This window comes from Streptomyces sp. NBC_00654 (assembly GCF_026341775.1).
Taxonomy (GTDB): domain Bacteria; phylum Actinomycetota; class Actinomycetes; order Streptomycetales; family Streptomycetaceae; genus Streptomyces.
The window spans coordinates 3404930-3425140 of sequence record NZ_JAPEOB010000001.1 but is presented as its reverse complement, the minus strand read 5'-3'; the positions used below and the strand labels follow the sequence as shown (position 1 = coordinate 3425140).

Sequence of the window (20211 nt, the reverse complement as noted above, 5' to 3'; positions counted from 1 at the left end):
CTCACAGCCCCGGAGTGAACGGCGCCCCGGCCGTCTGCCGCAGCGGGGTCACCAGATAGGGCCGGACGCTCTTGACCAGCATGGCCATCTCGTAGCCGAGCACGGCGGCGTCCGCCTCGCGCCCGGCCAGGACGGCGAGACATGTGCCGGATCCGGCGGTGGAGACGAACAGCAGCGTCGCGTCCAGCTCGACGACCACCTGCCGTACGCCTCCGTTGTCGCCGAACCTGGCCCCGGCGCTGCGGCCCAGGGAGTACAGCCCGGCGGCCAGGGCCGCCATGTGGTCGGCGCTGTCGGGGTCCATCCCGTGGACGGACTTCACCAGCCCGTCGGCGGAGAGCAGAACCGCGCTGCGCGTATAGGGCACGCGCTGGACCAGCCCGCTCAGCAGCCAGTCCAGGTCCGAGACCTGACCGGACGGCATTTCGCTCGCCATGGTGCATCTACTCCTTGAAAGTGGTGTCTTCTCGGGGGTTCGGAACGACCGGGCCCATGTCCGGGAGGAAGGGCTCTCGCTCGTGGGGTACGTAGTGGTGCGGCTCGTACTGCTCCGGCGCGTGCGGCTGCGGTGCGTACTGCTCCGCCACGGGCTGATCCGGTACGGGCTGATCCGGTACGGGCTGATCCGGTACGGGCTGATCCGGTACGGAGTGCGGGCTCTGGCCCCGTACGGGCAACGGGGCCAGGGTCTCCAGCGGGGCGTCCAGCGCGCTGGGCGCCGGCGTCCCGAATGCGCCGCCCGCCTCGTACGCGGCTCCGCCGCCCTCCTCGGCGGACTGCGCCTCGGCGAGACCGACCCCCCGCCTGAAGGCCGCCATCAGCCCCGGATCGTGCAGGGCAGGCTCGCCCTCGACGCGTGGGGCGGGCGCCTCCCTCAACTGGGGGACCAGGTTCTCCTGGTTGGCCCGCCTGGGCAGCTCGGGGCGGAGCTCTGCGGTCGACGGCCGGTCGGCGTGTTCGGAGCCTTCGACGCGTTCGACGCGTTCCGCGTGTTCCGCGCGTTCACCGTGTTCCGCGCGCAGCGGCAGCGGAGGGCCCTGGCCCTCGCGCAGGGGCTGCTGCGGGGGCTGTGGCAGCCGGGGCGGGTACTGCTCCGAGGGGAACGACGGTGGCTGCCGCGCCCCGGTGACGTCCTGGGCCGGTGGCCGGTGGACCGCCCCCGGCGGTGGGACGGGGGCGGCGTCGGGCGTCGCCGGGCCGTCGATGTCGATGCCGAGCAGATCCTGCGGCAGGACCAGCACCGCCTGTGTGCCTCCGTAGATATTGCTCTGGAGGCGGACCGCGATGCCGTGGCGGCGGGCCAGCGCCGAGACGACGAACAGGCCGATCCTGCCGTCCTGGAGCAGATGGCCGACATTGACCCGGTCGGGATCGGCGAGCAGGGCGTTCATACGCTGCTGTTCATGGACCGGCATGCCGAGCCCGCGGTCCTCGACCTCCAGGGCCAGCCCGGCCGTGACGTGCTGGGCGCGCAGCAGCACCTGGGTGTGCGGGGCGGAGAACACCGTGGCGTTCTCGACGAGTTCGGCCAGCAGGTGGATGACATCGGCGACGGCGTGCCCGCGCAGGGTGCCGTCGATCGGCGGCACCAGCTTCACCCGGGGGTACTGCTCGACCTCGGCGATCGCCGAGCGCAGCACCTCGGTCATGGTGACCGGGTTGCTCCACTGCCGGCGGGAGACGGCTCCGCCGAGAACGGCGAGGTTCTCCGCGTGGCGGCGGATCCGGGTGGCCAGATGGTCGACGTGGAAGAGGCCCTTGAGCAGGTCGGGGTCCTCGACCTCGTGCTCCAGCTCGTCGAGGATCTGGATCTCGCGGTGGACGAGCGACTGCAGGCGCCGGGCGAGGTTGACGAAGACCTCGACCTTCTGTTCGTTGCCGGCGTTGCTGAAGAGCTGGGAGGCCTCGACGACGGCGGCCACGGCCACCTCGTGCGAGCGGCCCATCTCCTGGCCGAGCAGGTCGAAGGCGTCGCCGCCCGGGGCGGGCTCCGGTGGCAGCGGCCGGTCGCCCACCGGTTCGCCGTTGCGGAGCCGCTCCATCACCTGCTCCAGCTCCGCCTGCGCCTGGGCGCCGGTACGGCGGAGGTCCAGGGCCCGGTCGAGCACTCCGGACGCGACCCGGCCGGCCCCCAGACAGGCCGCGGCGACGGCCGCGACGGCGAGCGCCGCCGATCCGCCGAGTGCGGCCCAGAGGCTGCCGGAGGGGCTGACGGCGCTGGAGCGGATGGTGAAGATGACAGCCGCGGCACCGCTCAGCAGGGCGGCGATCGTCGGCAGCAGGGCGGTGCGCAGCAGCTGAGAACGTATACGGACATCGGGGGGCGGCTGCGCGGCGCGGGGCCTGCTCGTGGCCGAGTGGGAGCGTGCACCCGGGCGTCCGTGCCGCCCGCCCTCTCGGCGTTCCGGTCGCGCGTCGGATGCGCGAAGTTGAGACATCAGCGTCCTCGGTACGTGGGACACCAGGAATCGGCGTTCATGCGGTGGCACCTACGGTGGTCGGTCAGGCTCGGTGGATCGGTCGGGCGGGCTCGCGGAGCATGAGCCCACCGTTGATCACCGGACACACACGGTAGTCGTCAATCACGCAGGTGCGACGGGCAGTTGTCGAACTTGCCCGCCATCCGTCCCGCTCTGGTATGATCTCTCGCACGAGCGACCGATTTACGTCGCATTGACACCCGGGCCGGCACTCCGGGTTCCACGGACGCCGGACGGCAGGAAGCCGGCCGCATCCGGCCGGCCGGGAGCCCCACCCGGCACCGAGGCCTTCACCACGGCGAGCACCCCTGCCGCACACACCTTCGTGCCGGTCAGGAAAGGGAAGCCACTTGGAGGTAGGTGTTGACCTTGCGCGTATTGACCGCCAGTTTTCGGTCACCGGTCAGGTAGATGATGCGTTCGTCGCGGAAGTTCTTGAGGAAATACCCTATCCGGGAGCGTGTGGTGCCCACCATCTCGGCAAGTTCCCCTTGCGTAACACGGCAGTTGATGCGAACCACGTCGCCGTTTCCCACGCCGGCTCGATGAGCGAGCCGCAGCAGCGCCTCGGCCAGCCGCTGCTGACTGCCCATCGTCACCAACTGGGCGATCCGCTTCTGCTGTTCGTAGCAATTGCGTGCGAGATGCTGCATGAACTGCACATCCAGCCCCTTGGCCGCAAGCGCCTGTAAGAAGTGCTCGCGCGGAAACCGGTGGAGAATCGTATGGGACGCCATGGCGACCGCGGTCTCCGTCCGCTCCCCCAGCACAAGACAGGACTCCCCGAACAGATCGCCCGGAAGGTGGATGTCCAGGAAGCAGGTCTTTCCGTTGCTGGTGAGGCCCAGCGTCTTCGCCCTGCCGTCGACCACCACGTAGATGCTGCTGTCCCGTGCCCCGCAGGTGTAGAGGAACTGCCCCTTTTCCAGGCGAACAAGCGGAGCAACGAATCCCTCTTTGTCGAAATACTCTTTCACGCCCTCACAGAAATCATGCTCTACATTCATCCCATCCCCCGTGTCATTCACGCCGAACGGCCCACTCGCATGGGCGCGTTCAACCTGCACACTATCCAGATATGTCCGTGCACCGCTGCGGCGCCCGGAGGTTTTCCCCCTCGTGACCCATGACATCCGAATGGCCGCACAATTATGTCGGCACGATATATCTCCGCCCGGCCGCTCGCCGGGGGTGGCGGCATCCTGTCCGAATTCGGATGCCACCACCCCCGTGTTTTCCGGCGGAAGGGCCGGAAAGTCTCAGCGGGCCGGGAAACCGGTCCGACCGATATGCCCCGCGATGACGACCCGGTGCATCGGCGCGTCCAGGACCGCCACCATTTCCAGACCCGCCGCCGCGAACCATTCCTTGCAGGTGTCCAGGGAGTGGGCGTCCCCTCCGCCCGTCGCCAGCATGGAAGCGGCGAAGAGCATCGCGAAGCGGTCCTGCGGTGACTCCTCATCGTTGACGATCACTTGGTCGGCGATGCAGACGAGTCCGTCCGGGGCGAGCGAGTCGGCGGCGGTCCGCAACAGCTTCCGCCCGGACTCTGCGGTCTGCAGATGGATCATGTTGTTGAGCAGGATCAGGTCGGCCCCCTCCCCCCAGCCGCCCCGCCAGATGTCCTGGACCGTGCCGGTGAACCTGTCCTCGACACCGAGCCGCTTCGCCTGGGCGTCGGCCAGCGGCACGATGCGCGGGGCGTCGATGCCCTCCGCCCGCCACTGCGGGAAACGCTGGAGCAGCAGTTGTCCGTACAGTCCGGTCCCGCATCCGACATCGAGTACGGACACCGCCTCGCCGGCCTTCCAGCCGCTGTCCGCGAGGCAGTTGGCGAGGGTGTCCACGATCGGGGGTGCCCAGAAGTTGATGCCGGTGACCAGGTCCTCGTAATCGGTCTCCGATATCCCGTTCGCCAGGTCTTCCCCCGACTCGTCGCACGTGCCCCGGCGCACCGTCCGGGCCAGATCGCTCCACGCGTTCCACGCCACGTTCCGGTCATGGGCCATCTTGCCGACCAGGCTGAAGAAGCCTCCCGGCAGAAGTGCCCCCCGACAGGCGTCGGGAAGTACGTAGCGGTGCGGGACGGACCCCTCGCAGGACTTGCCGACCAGGCCGTAGGCGTACAGCGCGTCGAGCATGACGCGGGTGGCCCGGCGGTCGGTCCCACGGGCATGCGCGACCTCGTCCGCCGTGCGCGCCCCGTCGGCGAGTTCGACGAAGAAGCCGAGGTCGTGGGCGGCCTCGATGATGGACGGTGCCCAGAGCGACACCAGGTGCTCGTACACCTGGTGCGCCGCGCGGATCTCCGAAGGAGCGGCCCCGTCCGCCGACAGCTTGGTGTAGTCGACGAGCGGGCGGACGCTGTCGTCTTTCCTGAAGGAGACGAGCGAAGGCAAGGGCATGGCAGAACGTTCCTTTCACCGAATGTATGGGGAAGCTCCTGGCGAGCGGCGGACCGGATCGCGGAGCGCTCGATGAGACGAGTGCTTCCGGTGGGAACTCCCGCGCCCGGTCGTGGGAGCGGGGCATCAGCAATGGCGCAGCAGGAGGGCCGGCCGCTCCACATGGGCGGCGACGAATCCGAGAAAGGCCCCCGCCTCCGCTCCGTCGCCCACACGATGGTCGAAGGTGAACGAGAGCTGCACGACGTCGCGTGCGGTCATCTCGCCCCGATGGATCCACGGTCGGGGAGTGATGCGGCCGATCCCCAGCATCGCGGCCTGCGGATGGTCGAGGATCGGGGTGGCGCCGTCGGCTCCGAACACGCCGTAGTTGTTGAGGGTGAACGTGCCGCCCGTCAGCTCGGCGGGAGTCAGCCTCCCCTCCCGGGCGGCTTGTGTGAGCCGGCCCAGTTCGGCGGCCAGGGTCTCCATGGGCATCCGCCGCGCGCCCCGTACGACCGGCGTCATGAGGCCCCGGGACGACTGCGCCGCGAAGCCCAGGTGGACTTCCGGGAACCGCACGATCGCGTCGCCCTCGGGCGTCACACGGGAGTTGAACTGCGGGAAGCGGTCGAGCCCCGCGACGCATATCCGGGCCAGCAGGGCCAGCAGGCCGATCCGGGGCCCGTCGGCCGTGGCAAGCTGCTCCCGCGCGGCGAGGAGCCCCGTGGCATCGACGTCCCTCCAGCAGGTGACATGCGGTATCTCGCGCCGGCTCCGGCTGAACTTCTCCGCCGCCGCCGCTCGTACGCCCCGCAGCGCGGTACGCCGCTCGGCCGGCTGTCCGGCAGGCTCCGACGTGCGGCCCTTCCCGTTCCTCCCGTCCCTCTCGTTCCTCCCGTCCTTCTCGCCCGTCCCTTCCTTCCTGTCCTTCCCGTCCTTGTCCGCCGCGATCGCCGCCTCGACGTCGTGGCGCAGGATCAGACCGCCGGGCCCACTGCCGGACAGGCCACCGAGGTCGACGCCGTGCGTCCGGGCCAGGCGCCGCACGACAGGGGAGATCACGTCCGGCGATGCGGGCGTCGGCGGCCCGCCGGCCGTTGCCACGCCCGTACGGCGTCGGCGTGCCGGGCCCGAGGTGCCGTATCCGACCAGCACCTGGCCCGAGGACTCCTCCGCCGCGGCCGGACCGGCAGGGTCCACTTCCTCGACGGCCACCCGGATGAGCGGCCGGCCCACTTCGGCGGTCGCCCCCTCGGCGACGCACAGTTCGGCCACCACGCCCCCGTAGGGACAGGGCACCTCCACGCGGGCCTTCGCCGTCTCCACCTCGGCCACCGGCTGGTCCACGGCGACCAGGTCACCGGTCCGCACCAGCCACTTCACCACTTCCGCCTCGACCAGGCCCTCGCCGAGGTCGGGCAGCGCGAACTCACGCGTCGACGGCATGACGGCCTCGCTCCCCCGTCCGGCCGGCCGGCTCATCGCTCCACTGCAGCCGCTCCACCGCGTCGAGGATCCGGTCGGCGTTCGGCAGGTGATGGGACTCCAGCATCGGTGGCGGATACGGGATGTCCAGACCGGTCACCCGCAGGACCGGGGCCTCCAGCCGGTGGAAGCAGCGTTCGGTGACCCGTGCGGCGATCTCCGCTCCCGCCCCACCGAATCCGGCCGCCTCGTGCACCACGATCGCCCGCCCGGTCTTCCGCACCGAGGCGCAGACGGTCTCGTCGTCGAACGGGACGAGCGACCGCAGATCGACGACTTCCAGTTCGCGTCCGTCGGCCAGGGCCGCGTCGGCGGCCTCCAGGCACATCGGCAGGGCCGGACCGTAGGTGAGGAGGGTGGCGGAGCGCCCCTCCCGGCGCACCACGGCCCGGCCGGGCGGCGGCACTTCCCCGGGCCGGTCCTCGGACCAGTCGGCCTTGGACCAGTAGAGGCTCTTGGGCTCCAGGAAGACGACCGGATCGTCGCAGGCGATGGCCGCGCGCAGCAGGCCGTAGGCGTCCGCGACCGTGGCGGGGGTGACCACCTGGAGGCCTGGGGTGTGCATGTAGTAGGCCTCGGAGGAGTCGCTGTGGTGCTCGACCCCGCCGATCGCCCCGCCGTAGGGAATGCGGATGGTGAGGGGCAGCGGGAGCCGGCCGCGCGTGCGGTTGCGCATCCGCGCCACATGGCTGACCAGTTGCTCGAACGCGGGGTAGGCGAAGGCGTCGAACTGCATCTCCACCACGGGCCGCAGCCCGTACATCGCCATACCGACCGCGGAGCCGAGAATGCCGGATTCGGCGAGGGGCGTATCGGCGCAGCGGCTTTCCCCGAACTCCGCGGCCAGGCCGTCGGTCACCCGGAAGACCCCGCCGAGTGCGCCCACGTCCTCGCCCAGGATGTGCACCGCCGGGTCCTCGCGGAGGGCGTCGCGCAGGGCCGTGTTGAGGGCCTTGCCCATGCTGGTCCGCGTCATCGGTGCGCACCTCCGGCCGGGCCCTGCGACGCGTCGAGCCGGAGTTCCTCGCTCAGCATGTCGCGCTGTTCCAGGAGTTGGCTGGTCGGCTCGGCGAAGACGTGCTCGAAGAGGTCCATCGGATCGAGGCCGGCGGGGGCGCCCAGCCGTCGGCGCAGCATCGCTGCCAGCGCGTCGGCCTCCGCCTCCGCCTTCTCGCGCACGGCCTCGTCCAGCAGCCCCCGCTCCTGGAGTTCGCGCTCCAGCAGGAGGACGGGGTCGCGCCGGCGCCACCGCTCGACCTCGGAGTCCGGGCGGTAGCGCGTGGAGTCGTCCGCGTTGGTGTGCGCGTCGATCCGGTAGGTCAGGGCCTCGACGAGGGTGGGGCCGCCCCCGCCCCGTGCCCGTTCCACCGCGGCTCCGAGAGCGGTGTGCACGGCGAGCACGTCGTTTCCGTCCACCAGTGTCGAGGGCATCCCGTAGCCCACTCCCTTGTGGGCCAGCGACGGGGCGGCGGACTGCTTGTGGAGCGGTACGGAGATGGCGTAGCCGTTGTTCTGCACGAGGAAGACGACCGGTGCCCGCTGGACGGCGGCGAAGTTCAGCCCCTCGTGGAAGTCCCCCTCGCTGGTTCCCCCGTCGCCGGTGAGTGCCAGGGCGACCACGTCGTCGCCCGCGAGGCGCGCCGCGTGGGCCAGTCCCGCCGCGTGCGGCAGGTGGGTCGCCAGCGGGGTGCAGAGGGGGGCGGTCCGGGTCTCCCGGGGGTCATAGCCGTTGTGCCAGTCCCCCCGCATCAGCCCGAGGACCTGGAGGGGGTCGATGTCCCGCGCCACGACGGCGAGGGCGTCCCGGTAGGTGGGAAAGAGCCAGTCCTGCGGTCGCAGTACCTGGGCCGCCGCGATCTGGCAGGCCTCCTGGCCCGTGCTGGAGGGGTAGCCGGCCAGCATGCCCTGCCGGGTCAGTGTGGTCACCTGTTCGTTGAACCGGCGACCGGTCACCAGCCGGCGGTGGAAGGACAGGAGCAGGTCCGGATCCGCCCCGGCGGCCTGCTCGGTGCCCAGGACGCGAAGCGCTCTCACCTCGGGCAGCAGCGCTTCGCGGGCTCGTAACGCCGCCGCGTCGGCCTCGTGCGGGTGGGTGGCGGTGTGGAGTTGCGTCATCAAAGAGTCTCCGAATGGTGTTTCCGGAACAACCTTTCGCTCCAGAGGACAGGTGGGGTGGCTGATCCGGCGGCATGAACAGACTGCCAGCGGACATCCGCGCGGCGTGCTCAATGTTGAGCACTCCCCTCTGCCGTAAGTGAGGCCTGCACCACAATGAAATGTGTCAATTTTCGCTACTGGACCGCTGCGTGACGATCCGTCGGCGACGTGCCGGAACTGCGGCAGTGCAGACGCGAAGGGGCGGAGCGCGGCGGCGCCCCGGCCTCCCTCGCGCCGGTCCTTCCCGTACCGGCCCGCGCTGACGGGCCCCTCGCCTACACGTCCGCGTCGGACCCCACCGGCACCGATTCGCTGCTCCCCGTGGCCGGGCGGGCCCGCGCCGGTTTCCGCGAACCGATCACGAAGCCCAGGGCGACCAGGACGCTGACGCCCGCCACCCCCGCCAGTGCGACGAAGCCCCAGCTGTACCCGGCGGCCATCGCCTCGCGCAGCCCGTGCCCTTCTCCCACCTGTGTCGTGGTGTGTGCGGCGGCCAGGGTGACGACCGTGGCCATTCCCAGGGCGGCGCCCACCTGGAGGAGGGTGTTGAGGAAGCCCGAGGCGAGCCCCGACTCGGACTCCTCGACCTGCATCACGCCCATGGTCGTCAGCGACACGAAACAGGCGGGCAGTCCGAGTCCGATGACCGTGGTGCCCGGGAGCAGCACAGTGACGTACGAACCGCTCGTGGGAAGGTCCACCAGCAGCAGCGAGCCGGCCAGCAGCAGTACGGAACCCAGCAGATACGTACGCTCCAGCCCGAGCTTCTTGAGGACCGCCGGAATACCGAAGGCCATCAGTGTCGACCCGATGCCCATGCCCAGCATCCCGAGTCCGGCCTCCAGCGGGCTGTAGCCGAGCACTTCCTGCTCGTAGACGCTGACCATGTAAAAGACCGTGATCATGAGCCCGGAGGCCAGCAGCAGACCAAGGCCACTGACCGTGAACCTGCCGATGGCCAGCAGCCGCAGCGGCATCAGCGCGTCCTGGGTGCGGAGCTGCACCACGGCGAAGAGGGCCAGGACGATCAGCGAGCCGGCGATCGGGCCGAGCGTCCGCATGGAGGTCCAGCCGTTCTCGGCCGCCCCGATCAGACCGTAGGTGAGCATCAGCAGTCCGGCGACGGCCAGGACCGCTCCGGGCAGGTCGAACCGGGGCCGGGCGGTGCCGTCACCCGGCCGCAGGGCCGGTACGAGTTTCATCGCGGCGACCAGGGTGGCGATGCCGATGGGGACGTTCAGCCAGAACGCCCACCGCCAGTCCGCCCAGTCGACCATGGCGCCACCGAGCACGACTCCGACCGTGCCGCCGATGACTCCCAGGCCGCTCCAGACCGTCAGAGCGATTCCCTGTTCCTTCGGCTCCCGGAACACGGAGACCACGATCGACAGCGCGGCGGCCGACAGCGGTGCGGCGCCGATTCCCTGAAGTGCCCGCGCTCCGACCAGGATCTCGGAGGACGAGGCGAGTCCGCAGGCGGCCGAGGCGAGGGTGAAGACGACCAGCCCGACCACGAACGCCCGCCGCCGGCCCAGGATGTCGGCGGCCCTTCCGCCCAGCAGCAACAGACTGCCGAACAGCAGGATGTAGGCGTTCATCACCCATTGCAGGCTGCTGGTCGACGCGTCGAGGTCGCGCTGGATGGAGGGTAAGGCGACGTTGACGATGGTCGAGTCGAGCAGCACGATGAACTGTGCGGCTCCCACCGCGGCGAGAATCAGCCAGCGTCGCGGATGGCCCTGCGCGGACGCCTCTCCAGGCACCCCATCTCTTGTCTCAGCCATCAAAGGCCTTCCCTTCTCAGCCAGTTGGACCACACATGCGTGGCGTCGCACAGCACGGTAGATTCATGCGCACGCATGGGTCAAGCTGAGTTAGAATGCGCGGGTGTCGCAATCCCCCGATCTTGACGCCTGGGCCGGACTGTCCCTCGCCTACCACGACGTGTCGGAACAGCTCGACAGCACCCTCAGGCAACGCCATGAGCTGTGCATCAGCTGGTTCGAGGTCCTCGCCCAGCTCGCCGCCCGGCCGCTCGGCATCCGTGTCTCGGAACTGACCTCGAAGGTCACCCTCAGCCAGCCGCGGGTCTCCCGCATCGTGCTCGCGCTGGAGGACCGTGGTCTGGCTGTCCGGAACTCGGCGCCCAACGACGCCCGGGGCACCGAGGTCCAGATCACCGCGGCCGGCCGGGAGAAGTTCGCTCAGGCCCGCCTGACCAGCGAGAAGGTTCTGCGCGACGCGCTGCTCGGCCGGCTCACCGAAGGCCAGACCGACACCCTGCGCAGTCTCGGGGCGATACTGCGCGGGCCCGGCCCGGAGGTCATCGGCGCGAACTCCGCCGCCCGCTCAGAGGATTGAGGCACACACCCTGGTACCGCGGCCACGCAGGGCCCGGGAAGGACGCAGGTCCGCCACCGCGAAACACCTCCGCAGCCAGCGGTCACGGCCGTCGTACTTCGGCCGGAACCCGGTCCTGCCGTGCACCGCGACCCGGTTGTCGATGACGATCATGTCGCCCGGCGCCAGCACCACTCCGGCCAGTTCGTCCTTCATGGCCTCGTAGAGGAGCTCCAGAGCCTCCTTGCTCTCCTGTGTGGTTCCCTCCATCGCGTGGAAGTCGACACACAGATCGGGGTCGTGCGGCGGCCCGCTCAGGACGGTCATGTCCGGCGTACGGCACTCCGGCCCGTCCCCGACGAACGAACTGCTGTACCGGATGCGGAACAACGGCCGGCTCAGCACCTGACGGCACCGCTCCGGGAGCCGGCCGAGGACGCTCCCGATGGACGCGGTGACCGTACCGGCCACCCGGTCGTGATCGCCACGCAGGCAGTACAGACTGAGGAAGTCCGGTTTGAACGGGTGGAAGCCGTCCTCGGTGTGCAGTTCGAGCAGCTGGCTCCCGGTGTTCTCCTGACGGGCCTCCGCCCCCGGCACGGGACAGACGTCCTGGATCAGGCTGCCGCCCTTCTCGTCGGCGTAGGAGATGGTGTCGCCGAGGACGCTCATGATGCTCAGCTGCGCGAGGGTGCTGACCGCCAGCGCCGGCCAGGCGGGCGGGGCGGGCACCCCCGCGGGGGTGTCGGGCAGGGCGTCGTCCACCGGGAGCCCCTTGATCAGAATCGCGCCGGAGCCGCTCAGCGTCCGCAGCTCGATGAGGCGCGCCAGCAGCCGGTCCGGCAGGCCCTGCGCCGCTATCTCGGCCGCCGCCAGAACGCGGGGGTTGTCGAGCGTGTCCTGCACGTGGGCCGCCCGGATCCGGGCGGCCTCCCGCACGAAGCAGCCCAGTTCCTCCGGCGCCAGTGCGACGGTCGCCTCTGCCGGAATCGCGCTGTACGCCAGCACTCTCTCCTCCCCCGCCGTCGCCCTCCTGCCGTCGTGCTCTTCGTCGTGCCGAAGAGACCTCATGCCGGATCTCCCCTCCTCGGGTCAGGTCGGTTTCTTTCCGAGCAGCCGCCGCAGCCGGTGCAGGGCGAGTGCCTGCACCATCCGGCGCGCTTCCCTAGGCCTTCTGAACAGCAGGGCCGAACTGGCCGCGGCGGGGCGTACCGCCCTGTGCACATCGAGGACCACTTCCTCCCGGACTTCCTCGCCGGCCAGCAGCTTCGCCACCATGTGTGAGGCGATCGAACCGAACAGCACAGCCGTGTAGGCGACTTGGGGAACGCTGTAGGTACGGTTCTCCAGGTTCGGGCTCAGTTCGGCGAGCATCTCGGTCGGTATCCGGCGCAGTGGCACCATCCGGAAGATGAGCTCCCAGGTGCTCAGCCGGTCCAGATCCCCTTCGGTGATGACACCCTTGAACGGCTTCTCGATCTTCCGGTAGTCGAAGTACTGGGCGTACAGCGCGCCGGCCATGTCCCAGCCGGTCACCAGCGGCAGCCGCAGTGCGGCCGCCCTCTTGTGCAGCTGGAACTTCGCCCGCACCCCGGACATCGTGGTGACATCCACACCGTCCACGACGATCTGACAGCTTCCGGCGAGTTCGGCGGCGTTGGCCGCCGTCACGCCCTCGGTGAAGACGCGTACCTCGGCATGCGGATTGACTTCCAGGATGCGTTCCGCGGCGACCTCGGCCTTGTTCCGCCCGAGGTCCCGGACCGTGGCGTGCTGCCGGTTCAGGTTGTTCAGTTCGTACTCCCCCGAGTCCGCGAGCAGGAAGTGCTGGACGCCCATCCGTGCCAGCGGCACCACGGCCGCACCGCCGATCGAACCGCAGCCCGCGATCAGCACGGTCGCCGTGCGCAGCACTTCCTGCTGTGCCCCGGTGACCACACCGGCGTTCCGGCGGGTGAGTTCGCCGTAGAAGTCCTCCGGGGCCGGTGGCCGGTCCGTTCCGTTGCGTGCGGCGGTCTGCGGATCTGTCCTCAGTTCGGTCATCTAGCGTCGTGCCTCCCTGCTCGCCGCGCGCTCCTCCATGAGCACGCGGATGGACCGGTCGTCGTCCGCGTCGGCGAGGTATCCCTCGATGGCGCCCATATCGCCCGCGAAGGTCCCGGGCAGCCGGGCCAGGAACGGTTTCGCGTGCAGGTCCGTGTCGAACAGCGGCCAGAACAGATCCGTCCTGGGCACGTTCGGCGGGGGGCCGTGCACGATGTCGAGATCGAGGCCCATCAGCTCCAGATGCCGGAAGGAACCGCCTTCCTTCGCGTCCCCCGCCACCATGACCCGGCCGCGCGGGCCGCCGAGCGCGAGCAGCGAGCGGCCCATGCCGGCCATGACGTGCCAGGGGATCCGGGTGGCCAGCACGCCCCGGGGCATCCCCGCGGCGCGCAGCTGGCGTTTGGCCTCGTAGACCCGGTGCGTCGTCCAGCCCGGGGCCGCCGCCCGGCCCAGCAGGTCCAGGCCGTGGTCGCGCTCCACCGACAGCCGGGCACGCGCCGGGCTGTCCAGCGGCAGCGGCTCCGCGTCCAGCGACCCGGCCAGGAAGGTGTATCCGAGGATCTTCCCGGTGGCCGGGGACAGCGCGACGACATGGACGTCGTCGACGGGATGCGGCGGGCGCAGCGGCTCGTGGAAGGCCGCCAGCCGGTGCAGATGGCTGCGGCAGACCCAGCCCCTTTCGAGGAACTGTGCGAGCCGGAAGCCCTGGATGCCCAGCACGTACCGCCGGGGCAGCTGGGACTCCCGTACCGCGAGGGTCAGAAGATCGCCGTCGCGTGACTCCCGGAGGTACAGCGGCTGCCCGCCGACGGCGTCCGGCAGCCCGGCGAAGCTCAGCCGGCGGTGCAGCCGGACGATGTCCTCGGCGAACCGGACCGCCGACGGGTGCGCCCGCGGCTCGGCCACCACGGCCGCGGTGGCCATCAGTCCTCGTCCTCGGTGCGGTAGATGCCTTCGGTGATCAGGATCGACAGGGCCTCCGGTGTGCCCTCGTAGATGCGGGGGCCGTAGGCGTCCCGCAGGACCTTCTCCATGCCGTGGTCCCGGACGAATCCGCGTGCGCCGATCAGGGAGGCCGCGGCGTCCGCGACATCGATCGCCGTACGGTCCGCGATCAGTTTGGCCACGGCGGGCTCGTACTCCGGGGCGGGCATCCGGTTGTCGGCCTTGTTCGCGGCGTGCAGGTACAGCAGCCGTGCGGCGTCGACGCTCGCCGTCATCCTCGCGAGCTTTCCCGCGGTGAACTGGTGCTTGTAGAGGGGCTTGCCGCCCTGGATGCGCTCGCCGCACCACGTGATCGCCTTCTCCAGTGCGTGCCTGGCGATGCCGGTGGCGATGGCCGCGCAGGTGACGCGGCACATGTTGCTCTGCGCGATGTTGAGGTTCCAGCCGCCGAGTTCCCCGCCGATGACGTTCTCCGCGGGCACGACGGCGTTGTCGAAGACGAGCTCGCCGCCCAGCGCGGTGCGGTAGCCCATCTTGTCCGCCACCGGGCCCCGGGTGACGCCGGGCTGGTCCAGGTCGACGATGAAGTAGGTCAGTCCGGTCGAGCCGGGGTGGCCCTCCATGTTCGCCGGCACCGAGGCGAACGTGGCCACGGGCGCGTTGGTGATGAACCGCTTCCGGCCGTTGAGGACATAGTGGTCGCCCTCCCGGCGTGCCGTGGTCATGGACCGGGCGTGGATGGCGTTGTCCGGCACGATCAGGTCCATGCCGACCAGTTCCTCGGTGACCGCGTTGCACGCGAGGACGGGCTTGTCACCGGTGAACAGCGGAAGGTACCGGGCCTGGAGGTGCGGGTCCCCGGAGTACAGGATCGGGGCCTGCGCCAGGCCGCTGCCACCGAAGATCAGCGCGGCACCCGGGTCCGCCGCCGCCAGTTCCTCCATGACCACGGACGCCCCGAGCGCCCCCAGGCCGAGACCGCCGAACTGCGTCGGTATCCCCATACGCATCAGACCGAGGTCATGGCCCTGCTGCACCATGTCCCAGTCCATCTCGTCGTGCGCCGCCTGATCGTTCGTCATCGCACGGGGAAGGATGACGTTCTGGGCGAATTCACGGATCGTGTCGCGGTACTTCTCGACCTCCGCCGGCAGTACGTCGAAGTTCAGTTCCGCCGAGGGTGCAAAAGTCGTCACAGTTTTCCTCTTCTCGAATTTGAGGCAGGCCACCGGGGATGTGCGCGGATCGCGGCAGCGGGGTCAGCCGGCGATCTTCAGGTCTGCGGCGATCTTCGGGTACAGCTCGAAGGCCGGGCCGAAAATGTTCATCAGGTCCGGCACCGCGGCCATCTTTCCGAAGATGGTCACCCTGCCTCCGGTCAGCGCGCTCGCCACCGGGATCTCACCGAGCCACAGCGCGTGCGCGGTACTGCTGGTGAGCTTCAGCGTGTGGCTCGCGGGCCGGAGCGCCTCATCCCCGGTCACGACCCCGTCGGCCGACAGGAAGACCGGACAGTTGGGCTTCGTGTGCCGGAACAGCACGGTGAGTCCGCTGTCGCGCAGTCCGGCCCGGACGCCCTCCTGCTCCCACAGTTCGGTGATCAGCCGCCCCAGCGCCTCGGCCGCCGCCTTCTCCGACTCGAATACCGACATCTCACTCCCGCGTTTCTGCGTTGGATTTCCGTGAGCCGACCAATTGGTCGGTCGGTACGAACCGTGCCATGCGGCGGAACCGCTTCCCTGCTCAAATCTGAGCAGAATCGGCAAGGTCTTCTGCGACCTGCGTCACGCGCCTGATGCTCAATTCTGGCTATGGGCCGGCCGTCCCGGGAATGTCCGGGCAGCGGAAAGCGCGCTGCCGCACGGGCCCTTTCAGGACCGCACGGCAGCGCTCACGGTGGGGGAGAACGGGCGGACCGCCGGGCTCAGGTGTGGCGCAGGCCCTGGAAGGCCAGGCGCACGACGGCGTCGGCGAGTTCGCGCCCCGTGACGGCCGCCGGACCGGCTGCGGCGATGTGCGGGCGGTACCAGTCCACCACCGAGTTGATCATCCCGAAGAGCAGTCGGGTGGCGAGCCGGGGTTCGACGGCATCACTCAGGTCCCCGTCGGCCACCGCCCGTTCCACCAGGCCCGTGACCCGGCGGTCGAACTCGCGGCGCCGGGCCAGTGCCGCCCGCTCCGCGCCGGTATTGCCCCGCAGTCTCAACAGGAGTGTGACATACGGAAGTTCGGCGACCAGCATCCGGACGACCCGATGGGCGACGTACTCCAGCCGCAGCACGGCAGGGCCCCGCTGGGCCTCCGCGTCGTCGAAGACCCGGAAGAGCTCTTCGAGGGCGCGCCGGACCGCACGTTCGAGAAGTTCTTCCTTGCCCCGCACATGGTGATAGAGGGAGGACTTGGAGATTCCGGCCGCGCGGGCCACATCGTCCATCGTCGTCCCGTCGTAGCCCCGTTCGTTGAACACCTCGACGGAGACGGCGAGCAGCGTTTCCACGGTGTACGGGGCGGACCGGCCGCCCGTGCCGCGCGCCGATGCGGCGGGCAGCACGTCAACTGCCCGCCGGACCGGCCACGGCTCCGGTGTGCCCGCGGTGGTCCAGCACCCGGTCGGCCTTGCCCGTCGAGCGCTCCAGGGTCCCCGGCGCCAGGATCTCGACGCCCACCGAGATACCGATCCCGTCCTTGACCCGTCTGCGCAGTTCGGCCGCCATCCGGGCCCCACCGTCCCCGGCCTCCCCGTCGCCCGCCCGCCCTTCCGCCGCCTCGACCCGCAGGGTCACCTCGTCCAGCCGTCCGACCCTGCTCACCTCGCACCGGTAGTGCGCGGCCAGACCGCGGACCCGGAGGATCTGCTCCTCGAACTGGGAGGGGAAGGCGTTGACTCCCCGCACACTGATCATGTCGTCACTGCGTCCGGCGATCTTCTCGAGACGCCGCATGGACCGTGACGTACCGGGCAGCAGCCGGGTCAGATCGCGGGTGCGGTAGCGGACCACCGGCATGGCCCGCCGGCTCAGGGTCGTCAGCACCAGTTCCCCGAACTGCCCGTCCGGCAGCGGGGTTCCGTCGACCGGGTCCACGATCTCGGGGAAGAAGTGGTCCTCCCAGACCACGAGGCCGTCCTTGGCCTCGACGCATTCACAGGCGACCCCGGGGCCCATCACTTCCGACAGGCCGTAGAGGTCGGTCGCCTCCAGACCGAGGGCCTGCTCCATCTCGGTGCGCATGCCCTCGGTCCACGGTTCCCCACCGAGCAGGGCGTACGAGAGGGAGCAGGCCGCCGGATCCATCCCGCCGGCCTTCATCGCGTCGGCGAGGACCAGCAGATAGGAGGGCGTCACCACGACGGCGTCCGGTCTGAAGTCCGCGATCAGCCGGACCTGCCGCTCGGTCATTCCGCCCGAGGCCGGAACCACCGTGCACCCCAGCCGTTCCGCCCCGTAGTGGGCGCCCAGCCCACCGGTGAACAGCCCGTACCCACAGGCGACATGCACCGTGTCACCGGGTCTCACCCCGCCCGCCCGCAGGCAACGGGCCATGACGTCGGACCAGATGGAGATGTCCTCCCGGTCGTACCCGATGACGGTGGGGAGCCCCGTCGTGCCCGAGGAGGCGTGGAGCCTGGCCACGTCCCGCCGCGGCACCGCCAGCATGCCGAAGGGGTAGTTCGCCCGGAGGTCCTCCTTGGTCGTGAACGGGATCCGGGCCAGATCGGACAGCTCGCGCAGCTCCGAGGGATGAAAGCCCACTCCGTCGAAGACGGACCTGTAGTGGGGAACCCGGGAGTAGACGTGAGCAAGGGTGCCGCGGAGCCTGGTGAGTTGCAGCGCGGTGATCTCGTCGCGCGACGCGAACTCGATGCGGTCCCCGGCATCCCCCACTCCCGCACGGCTCGTTCCGGGCAGTGTGTCGCTCATTCTCCGGCCCCCTCGGTTCCCGCCCACCGGTCACCACCGGCACGCGAGAGCCGAGCGTACGCAGCCGGCCCTTTCCGGACTGCTCAAAACTGTGCCTTCCGGCGGCCGGCCCCGTACCTTGCGGCCGTCCTGTGTCCGTCCCCGGCCGTTACGGCGTCGGGGCGACCTCCGCCCGCCCGGAATCCGCTTCGGCCGCAGGGGCCGCCCCGTGCCCCGTCCCGGACTCGCCCGGCGCGATCCCGGGCACGTCCTGTGCCGTCCGCGCCGCCCCGGCGGGCCGGTACTCGATCGGCTGCGGCGCCACCGCACGCCACCAGGGCTCGACGGGAACGTACTGCCCCGCCGGTTCGAAGGGCTCGCCCGGACGGGGCAGGGCGAGCCGCTGGCCGGCGTCGTCGGCCGCGGCGAGGGTGCCCTCGCCGGGCTCGGCCCACGGGTGCGGAGCGAGGTTGAACGTGGCCCAGTGGATCGGCAGCATCACCCCGTCGGGCCGGCCGCCCTGGAGGTCCAGGTGGGCGCGCATGCCCTCGGCGGGTGTCATATGGATATCAGGCCAGTACTCGCTGTACGCGCCGATCTGGATCATCGTCGCGTCGAACGGGCCGTGCTCGGCACCGATGTCCTCGAAGCCCTGGAAATAGCCGGTGTCGCCGCTGTGGTAGATCCGGTGCTCGGGTCCCGCGACCGCCCAGGACGCCCACAGGGTGTGCTGCTGGTTGCGCAGCCCGCGGCCGCAGAAGTGGCGTGCGGGGGTGGCGGTCAGGCTGATCCCGGAGACCTTCGCGGTCTCGTTCCAGTCGAGCTCGTACATCCGGTCGGCGGGCACCCCCCACCGCTCCAGATGGGCCCCCACACCGAGCGGGACGGCGAAGACCGTGTCCGTGCCCGCCAGGGCCCGGATCGTGGGCAGATCGAGATGGTCGTAGTGATCATGGGAGATCACGACGGCATGGACCGGCCCGAGCGCCGCCAGCGGCAGCGGCACCGGGTGCAGGCGCTTGGGCCCGGCGAAGGCGAACGGGGAACAGCGCTCGCCCCACACCGGGTCGAACAGGACCCGTCGGCCGTCGATCTCGGCGAGGACGCTGGAGTGGCCCATCCAGGTGAGCCGCAGACCCGTGGCGGGCGGTTCGGCCAGATCGGCGAGGGTGGTGGGGTGCACGGGCACGGTGCCGGCCGGCGCCCTGCGGGCCCGCTGCTCCTTGTGGAAATAGATCTTGGCGAACTCCAGCGTGGAGCCGGACGGTCTGGTCCGCGCCCCCACCGGGTTCTGGAACACTCCGTCGGCGAAGTTGGGCGAGCGGCGGATGCGCTCCATCCTGGCTCCGGCCGGATCGGCACCGAAGGCCTCGGTACGCATCGAACGCAGTTTCGTACGGAACGGAAGCAAGTAGTCGGCGCCGGTCACAGCATCTCCTGAGGGAGTCGGTGTCGTTTCATTATCGTCGGGCTGTACGACAGGGCGAGAGCAGAGCGGTGAACGGAGCAGCGCACCCGGTGCCGTGAGCGGCCGGTGGTCCTTCAGGCACGCGGCCGCCCGTACACCTGGCCGGCAGGCGGGGCCGGCAGCACCCGGCCGTCCCGTTCGCCGATGAGTCGCGGCGGCGCCTCCCGCGCGGGTTCGCATTCCGTCATGCCGACTCCAACGTCCGTACCCACCGCAGGATTCCGCCCGTCCGCCGCCCGATGTCACATCCTGCGGGCCGCCGTACGTCCCCTCGGTGAAGCGTCCGTATCCGGCGCCCGGGGCGCAGGCCCCGCGCCGCAGCTCATCAGGAGACCGGTCATGACAGCTCGTATCTCGCTCGACCCGCCCCGCGGCGTCCTCTACCGTTGCGTGTCCTGGTACTCGAACCGTACGTACGGCAAGGTCATCGACCCCGTGCGGGCCACCGCCCACCACACCCGGGTGCTGTGGGCCGGCCTGCGCTTCGAACTGGCCGTGGGCCGGTGGAAGGCCCTGGACCCGGACCTCAAGGCACTCGCCGTCATGGTGACCGCCTCGTCGGTCGGGTGCGGCTGGTGCATGGACTTCGGCTACTGGACCAACCGGCAGCGGGGGATGGACGCCCGCAAGCTGCGGGACGTACCGGAATGGCGCGGGAGCACGCTCTACAGCCCGCTGGAACGTGACGTCATGGAGTACGCGGAGGCCATGACGGCCACCCCGCCACAGGTCGGCGACGAACTGGTGGACCGGCTGCGGACCTCGCTGGGCGAGGCGGCGCTGGTCGAGCTGACGACCATGATCTCCGTCGAGAACATGCGCGCGCGCACCAACGCCGCCCTCGGTCTGACCAGCCAGGGCTTCAAGGACCACTGCGAGGTGCGGGGTCCGGCACAGGGCAAAGCCGCCGGTCAGCGGTGACCACATGCGGCCGTAATCGCTTTGACAGGGGTGCCGGCACTTCCCGATACTGACTGACGGTTCAGTAACGCGACCCGTTCGCG

General features: G+C 70.3%; 18 protein-coding genes. 2 read left to right on the top strand and 16 right to left on the bottom strand.

Annotated features, from left to right (window positions below):
* Window position 1: 1 nt before the first annotated feature.
* The 8 genes from OHA98_RS14645 to OHA98_RS14610 all read right to left on the bottom strand — a co-directional run bounded on the left by OHA98_RS14645 (window position 2) and on the right by OHA98_RS14610 (window position 10293).
* Window positions 2–436, bottom strand: a complete 435-nt coding sequence (locus tag OHA98_RS14645; protein WP_266925933.1) for a roadblock/LC7 domain-containing protein — start codon at window positions 434–436, stop codon at window positions 2–4.
* A gap of 7 nt (window positions 437–443) precedes the next feature.
* Window positions 444–2438, bottom strand: coding sequence for an ATP-binding protein (locus OHA98_RS14640; RefSeq protein ID WP_266925931.1), 1995 nt, complete (start codon window positions 2436–2438; stop codon window positions 444–446).
* Window positions 2439–2812: 374 nt separating this feature from the next.
* Entirely contained in the window at window positions 2813–3547 is a 735-nt protein-coding gene (locus OHA98_RS14635) for a Crp/Fnr family transcriptional regulator (RefSeq protein ID WP_266925930.1), read from the bottom strand.
* A gap of 192 nt (window positions 3548–3739) precedes the next feature.
* A complete protein-coding gene (locus OHA98_RS14630; protein ID WP_266925929.1) occupies window positions 3740–4885 on the bottom strand; it encodes a class I SAM-dependent methyltransferase in 1146 nt (381 codons plus the stop codon).
* A gap of 126 nt (window positions 4886–5011) precedes the next feature.
* Entirely contained in the window at window positions 5012–6313 is a 1302-nt protein-coding gene (locus OHA98_RS14625) for a dihydrolipoamide acetyltransferase family protein (RefSeq protein WP_266925927.1), read from the bottom strand.
* Entirely contained in the window at window positions 6297–7328 is a 1032-nt protein-coding gene (locus OHA98_RS14620; RefSeq protein WP_266925926.1) for an alpha-ketoacid dehydrogenase subunit beta, read from the bottom strand. Before OHA98_RS14620 ends, OHA98_RS14625 begins: the two co-directional genes overlap by 17 nt.
* On the bottom strand, window positions 7325–8467 hold the full coding sequence (locus tag OHA98_RS14615) for a thiamine pyrophosphate-dependent dehydrogenase E1 component subunit alpha (RefSeq protein WP_266925924.1): 1143 nt from the start codon (window positions 8465–8467) through the stop codon (window positions 7325–7327). The genes OHA98_RS14620 and OHA98_RS14615 overlap by 4 nt, the downstream gene beginning before the upstream one ends.
* 317 nt (window positions 8468–8784) lie before the next feature.
* Window positions 8785–10293, bottom strand: a complete 1509-nt coding sequence (locus OHA98_RS14610; RefSeq protein WP_266925922.1) for an MFS transporter — start codon at window positions 10291–10293, stop codon at window positions 8785–8787.
* Between the two features lie 103 nt (window positions 10294–10396).
* On the opposite strand from OHA98_RS14610, the gene OHA98_RS14605 reads away from it, so the two are divergent.
* Complete coding sequence (locus tag OHA98_RS14605; RefSeq protein WP_266925920.1) at window positions 10397–10870, top strand: MarR family winged helix-turn-helix transcriptional regulator; 474 nt, start codon at window positions 10397–10399, stop codon at window positions 10868–10870.
* Here OHA98_RS14605 and OHA98_RS14600 read toward each other — a convergent pair.
* The 8 genes from OHA98_RS14600 to OHA98_RS14565 all read right to left on the bottom strand — a co-directional run bounded on the left by OHA98_RS14600 (window position 10859) and on the right by OHA98_RS14565 (window position 19168).
* Window positions 10859–11920, bottom strand: coding sequence for a TauD/TfdA family dioxygenase (locus OHA98_RS14600; protein ID WP_266925918.1), 1062 nt, complete (start codon window positions 11918–11920; stop codon window positions 10859–10861). The two genes, OHA98_RS14605 and OHA98_RS14600, sit on opposite strands and share 12 nt — an antisense overlap.
* A gap of 21 nt (window positions 11921–11941) precedes the next feature.
* Window positions 11942–12892, bottom strand: a complete 951-nt coding sequence (locus OHA98_RS14595; RefSeq protein ID WP_266925917.1) for a ThiF family adenylyltransferase — start codon at window positions 12890–12892, stop codon at window positions 11942–11944.
* Window positions 12893–13819, bottom strand: coding sequence for a hypothetical protein (locus OHA98_RS14590; protein ID WP_266925915.1), 927 nt, complete (start codon window positions 13817–13819; stop codon window positions 12893–12895). It abuts the gene before it with no gap.
* Entirely contained in the window at window positions 13819–15036 is a 1218-nt protein-coding gene (locus OHA98_RS14585; RefSeq protein WP_266925913.1) for an acyl-CoA dehydrogenase family protein, read from the bottom strand. The genes OHA98_RS14590 and OHA98_RS14585 overlap by 1 nt, the downstream gene beginning before the upstream one ends.
* Window positions 15037–15099: 63 nt before the next feature.
* Window positions 15100–15492: a hypothetical protein gene (locus OHA98_RS14580; RefSeq protein WP_266925911.1), complete on the bottom strand. Its 393-nt coding sequence runs from the start codon at window positions 15490–15492 to the stop codon at window positions 15100–15102.
* A gap of 272 nt (window positions 15493–15764) precedes the next feature.
* Window positions 15765–16391: a TetR/AcrR family transcriptional regulator gene (locus OHA98_RS14575; protein WP_266925910.1), complete on the bottom strand. Its 627-nt coding sequence runs from the start codon at window positions 16389–16391 to the stop codon at window positions 15765–15767.
* Window position 16392: 1 nt separating this feature from the next.
* Window positions 16393–17760: an AMP-binding protein gene (locus OHA98_RS14570; protein ID WP_266925908.1), complete on the bottom strand. Its 1368-nt coding sequence runs from the start codon at window positions 17758–17760 to the stop codon at window positions 16393–16395.
* A 148-nt stretch (window positions 17761–17908) separates the two neighbouring features.
* The gene (locus OHA98_RS14565; protein ID WP_266925906.1) at window positions 17909–19168 is read right to left on the bottom strand and encodes an MBL fold metallo-hydrolase; all 1260 of its coding nucleotides are present in this window, start codon (window positions 19166–19168) and stop codon (window positions 17909–17911) included.
* A 378-nt stretch (window positions 19169–19546) separates the two neighbouring features.
* On the opposite strand from OHA98_RS14565, the gene OHA98_RS14560 reads away from it, so the two are divergent.
* A complete protein-coding gene (locus tag OHA98_RS14560) occupies window positions 19547–20128 on the top strand; it encodes a carboxymuconolactone decarboxylase family protein (protein WP_266925904.1) in 582 nt (193 codons plus the stop codon).
* The last annotated feature ends 83 nt before the right edge of the window (window positions 20129–20211 follow it).